General features: G+C 63.8%; 5 protein-coding genes, 1 tRNA gene and 2 pseudogenes. 3 read left to right on the forward strand and 5 right to left on the reverse strand.

Translation table 11 applies throughout. From position 1 onward, the window contains the following. The coding region (locus WAN02_RS17875; RefSeq protein ID WP_422265586.1) for a M20/M25/M40 family metallo-hydrolase at window positions 1-447 on the reverse strand (447 nt) is incomplete at its 3' end. A gap of 131 nt (window positions 448-578) precedes the next feature. Here WAN02_RS17875 and WAN02_RS17880 point away from each other — a divergent pair. Further along, window positions 579-664, forward strand: a tRNA-Leu gene (locus tag WAN02_RS17880). Here the strand turns inward: WAN02_RS17880 and WAN02_RS17885 are convergent. After that, window positions 646-861 (reverse strand): hypothetical protein, encoded by a 216-nt coding sequence (locus tag WAN02_RS17885; RefSeq protein WP_422265587.1) that lies wholly within the window; start codon window positions 859-861, stop codon window positions 646-648. The two genes, WAN02_RS17880 and WAN02_RS17885, sit on opposite strands and share 19 nt — an antisense overlap. A gap of 376 nt (window positions 862-1,237) precedes the next feature. Beyond that, on the reverse strand, window positions 1,238-1,990 hold the full coding sequence (locus WAN02_RS17890; RefSeq protein ID WP_422265588.1) for an O-methyltransferase: 753 nt from the start codon (window positions 1,988-1,990) through the stop codon (window positions 1,238-1,240). 176 nt (window positions 1,991-2,166) lie between these two features. Here WAN02_RS17890 and WAN02_RS17895 point away from each other — a divergent pair. Both WAN02_RS17895 and WAN02_RS17900 read left to right on the forward strand, forming a co-directional pair. Next, window positions 2,167-2,484: pseudogene (locus WAN02_RS17895) on the forward strand (hypothetical protein); the annotation flags it as partial. Continuing rightward, a complete protein-coding gene (locus tag WAN02_RS17900) occupies window positions 2,481-3,392 on the forward strand; it encodes a metal-dependent hydrolase (RefSeq protein ID WP_422265589.1) in 912 nt (303 codons plus the stop codon). The pseudogene WAN02_RS17895 and the gene WAN02_RS17900, both read left to right, overlap by 4 nt. A 12-nt stretch (window positions 3,393-3,404) precedes the next feature. On the opposite strand, the pseudogene WAN02_RS17905 reads toward WAN02_RS17900, so the two are convergent. Both WAN02_RS17905 and WAN02_RS17910 read right to left on the reverse strand, forming a co-directional pair. Continuing rightward, window positions 3,405-3,504, reverse strand: a pseudogene (locus WAN02_RS17905) (amino acid-binding protein); the annotation flags it as partial. Window positions 3,505-3,568: 64 nt separating this feature from the next. Then, the coding region (locus WAN02_RS17910; RefSeq protein WP_422265590.1) for a cupin domain-containing protein at window positions 3,569-4,010 on the reverse strand (442 nt) is incomplete at its 5' end.

Genomic DNA, 4,010 nt, shown 5'->3' on the forward strand with positions numbered 1-4,010 from the left:
GGCGAACACCAGATCGCGCGGCGGGACGATGCCGGACCGACGGAAATGCCGGGCAATGACGATCATCATGCCGACCATGTCCTTCATGTCGACCGCGCCGCGGCCCCAGACATAGCCGTCCTCGACCGCGCCGGAGAACGGGTGCACGCTCCACTCGGCCGGCTCGGCGGGCACCACGTCCAGATGCCCGTGAATCAGCAGCGCGCCGCGCGAGCTGTCGCCGCCCTTCAGGCGGGCGAACACATTGCCGCGACCCGGCGCGCCGGACTCCAGGTACTCGACCTGGTAGCCGACGTCTGCCAGCTGGGCGGCAACCCAGTGGGCACATTCGGCCTCGCCGTTGGTGGTTTCGAGCTCGCCGGTGTTGGTGGTGTCGAATCGGATCAGCCTGCTGACAACGTCGACCACGTCATCGATCGGAGTCTCAGCGGGCACCGTCACAGTCACTCTTCCTACCACTGACGCCCGCACGACTTCGCGGGCGCTTGCGGGTCGACTTCGCCAGTCGACGCACGCGCCGGGCAGGTTTGGGTGCGAGCATCCCCATCCGTTAGCCTTAGCTGCTTGATTTGGTCTCGGTCCGAGTGGCGGAATGGCAGACGCGCTAGCTTGAGGTGCTAGTGCCCTATTAATGGGCGTGGGGGTTCAAGTCCCCCCTCGGACACACAACAGCCAAACGCATCGACGCAGCGAGACAGCGGTGATGCGGCGCTTGCGGCGACGGTCGGCGGGCTCGTTGGACACGCTTTGGGCGCTATCCCCGATCTTCGCGTCCAGATTGACGACAACCGCATCGAGGTCGCTGTCGAACAGGTCGGCGTAAATCCGCAGCGTCACGCTCGGGTCCTTGTGGCCCGGCATCCGCGACACCACAAGGACATTCGCGCCGGAACTGACCGCCAGACTCGCGCACGTGTGCCGCAGATCGCTCAGTCCACCCTACTTCTGCATGGTCTCGTCGGGCGTCTCGCTGTCGCCGACCCCGGTGGTCCCGGCCGGCTCCGCTCAGGCTCTCGCTCGGTCTTGATGATCGCGCCGAACCCAAGGTCATCGAGGGCGCGGATCACTTCGCTCGACGGCATCCTGCGATAGAACGGAGCACTCGCGGTGACAGCGTCTAGAACGACAACCATCAGTCCACCGAAGGACATAATCATGCAGGCCTTGCGGTTCAACGGGTTTGGTGATCCGGCTGTACTGCACGTGGGCTCGCGCCCACCCGCGGGCGCCGTTGCTTCTAGCCGCGGTGTTCGGACTCCAGCACCAGGTCGGGCAACAGTGACTGGTATTCAAGGTGCGCCTTGTGCTCGATGGTGTTCCACAACTTGCCTTGCTGCTGACGCATGTATTCGCGGTATCTCGGTGCGCCCGGCACCCTGACGTTGTCGGCGACCACGATCGAGCCCGGATGCAGCCAGTCCCGGTCAAGGATGCTCTTCAGGTCCTCCAGGTAGGCGTCCTTATCGTGGTCGAGGAATACGAAATCAATTGCACCAGAGGTGAATCCATGTTCGTTGGTCAGCCTGTCCAGGGTGCGCTCGCCGTCGCCGATGGTGCCGACGACACAGGTCACGCGGTCAGCGACACCGGCATGTGCCCAGATCTGGCGGGCGTTGGCGGCGTTGGCCTCGGCGAGTTCGACGGAGTACACCTTGGCGTTCGGAGCGGCCCTGGCGATCCGCAGAGCGCCGTAGCCGCAGTAAGTGCCCAGCTCTAATGCGAGTGCGGGATCGGCGCGCCGCACAGCCGCATCGAGGAGTCGCCCTTTCTCGTCGCCGACGTTGATCAGCATCGACTTTTCGTAGGCGAACTTGTCGAACGTGGCCAGCACGTCGTCGATGTCGCCCGCCCGCGCGTTTCGCAGGACGTAGTCGACCGCAGCTGCTTCGCGCCCGTCACCCAACTGGCCCGTGATGGTGAGATTGCGGACCCCCGTGGCCATCCGCCAGAACGACCATCGCAGCAGAGGTATCCGTCGTTTGAGATTCATGAGGACCCACGATAGTGCTGTCGACGTCTGGGCTGTTGGCGCCGAAAGTGATACCACTTGTGACGCTGTCCCGAGTGCGGCACCGAAGTGGCGCCGGCTGAGGAGAGCGACGCGCATATCCGCTGTCCCAATGCCGAGTACTGCCTGCGCAGTTGCGGGAGCGGGTGTTTTCCCCGTGGTTCACCGTCGACTGGCATCGCGCCATCGTCGACAGGTGGCCGCCGGCCTGGGTGCCGATGGCCGACGAGCGCGACGCCAGCGTGCCGCGCACGCTGGAAAGCCTTACGATCGTGGTCACCGGTTCGCGGGCCGGCTGCTCCCGCGACGAGGCGAAAGAGGGCATCCTGACGCGCGGAGGCGTGTCCATCCTCGACGACGACGGTTTCGAAAGCTGTTGGCACGGCAATCCAGCAGTTCGGCTGAAAAGTGACCGGCCAAGGGGTACTACCATTGGCAACGGATCCGGGCAACTTGGTATGGGAAAGTGCGGATGACTCATCTCGAGGTCCACCACGACGGATACCCGACACACCGCCGGAAGGCGCGCTTCGACTGGTCGAACACCCCGTTGCACTGGGTTCCGGGCGACCCGTTTGCCACCCACTTGTTGAATGTGTTCCATCTGCTGCTGCCGGTGAGCGAGCGTTGGTTCATTCAGGCCATCACCGAGGCGGAACCGCTGGTCGACGACGCGGACCTGCAAGCGGCCATCAAGCCCTTTATCCAACAGGAGGCCTGGCATGCGTGGGCGCACCAGATGGTCCTCCAGCATCTGGCGGAGCAGGGCATCGACACCACGCCATATACCGACAAGCTGCAAAAATGGCTGTCCAAGCTGGGGAAGCAGCACCCGGAATGGCCACTGGTACTGCGGCGAATGTCGCTCTACCGGCGCCTCGCGGTTACCGCGGCATTGGAACCCTTCAACACTGCGTTGGGTGAGTGGTTCATCCAGAACCGGGGTCTCGATAATGCCGGAGCCGACCAGACCATGCTTGACCTGCTGCGCTGGCACGGGGCCGAGGAGATCGAGCACCGCTCGCTGGTGTTCGACGTTTACCAGAATGTGTGCGGTAACTACGCCCTGAGAGTGTTGACGATGCTGTCAACTGCGCCGACTTTCGCATTCTGGTGGATTGCGGGACTGCGGTTCTTGATGGCGCACGACCCGACCATCAGCACCAAGCCGCGTTGGCGAGACTGGTGGCGAGCCGCACGGCAGTACCGGGTGCCGGGACCATGGCTGGTCGCGGTGAGGGTGCCGGGCCGCTACCTTCGGCCGGGCTACCACCCCATCGCGGAGGTGTCCACGCAACTCGCGATCGATTACCTGGAACACTCACCAGTGGCGCGGGCCGCCCGCGAGCGGGCCGAGGCCACGTCGACCGGGCCCGAGGGATAGCTCAGCGCAGCTCGTTGCCACGATCCCGGCTAGGTAGTCCATTCGCGCCACCTCCGAAGGCCGGAATGCCGGCCCGGGCTCGCCCAGCATCACAGCGGTGGTGTGCGTCGCCCTCGTCACAGTCAGAAATCGCAGTCAAGACGCAAGCGCAGGCCTGCGTGCACCTGTCGGCCGGGCTAGCGATTGTTGCGGGCCATGAACTCCTTTGCATCACCGTCTTCGGGATTGACGAAGACGATGTCATCGGGACGCCGCCGCGGGACGTCGACCGAGAGCACGACGAACGGGTGCGTTGTGATCGCGGGAAACCCGTGGACCTGTCGACGTGCAAAGCGCAAAAACGTTCCTGGTTTCGCCGGCGACTCGTGCCCATCGAGGTGGAAGACGCCATCGCCGCTGATGATGTACAAAAACTCATCGCAGTCATTGTGATAGTGCAGCGGCAGCGTCCGGTAGATACGGAAGATCCGGCTACTAGCCTCGGGGACGTCACTGAAGTAGACATCGGTGAGCATCGAGCCGGATGTATCGGGCAGTTTCCGCATCTCTTCGAACACATCGAAGATCTGCTGTTGATTGTCGGTCTGTGGCGCGTATTCGCCAGCCATATCGCCAGAC

The organism is Mycobacterium sp. (assembly GCF_049281135.1).
In the GTDB taxonomy this organism is placed as follows: Bacteria; Actinomycetota; Actinomycetes; order Mycobacteriales; family Mycobacteriaceae; genus Mycobacterium.

What these genes read in the sequence shown, in the direction of transcription:
- WAN02_RS17890 (WP_422265588.1), bottom strand. Translation starts at nt 1,990, where the DNA reads ATGAATCTCAAACGACGGATACCTCTGCTGCGATGGTCGTTCTGGCGG.
- WAN02_RS17885 (WP_422265587.1), bottom strand. Translation starts at nt 861, where the DNA reads ATGCCGGGCCACAAGGACCCGAGCGTGACGCTGCGGATTTACGCCGAC.
- WAN02_RS17900 (WP_422265589.1), top strand. Translation starts at nt 2,481, where the DNA reads ATGACTCATCTCGAGGTCCACCACGACGGATACCCGACACACCGCCGG.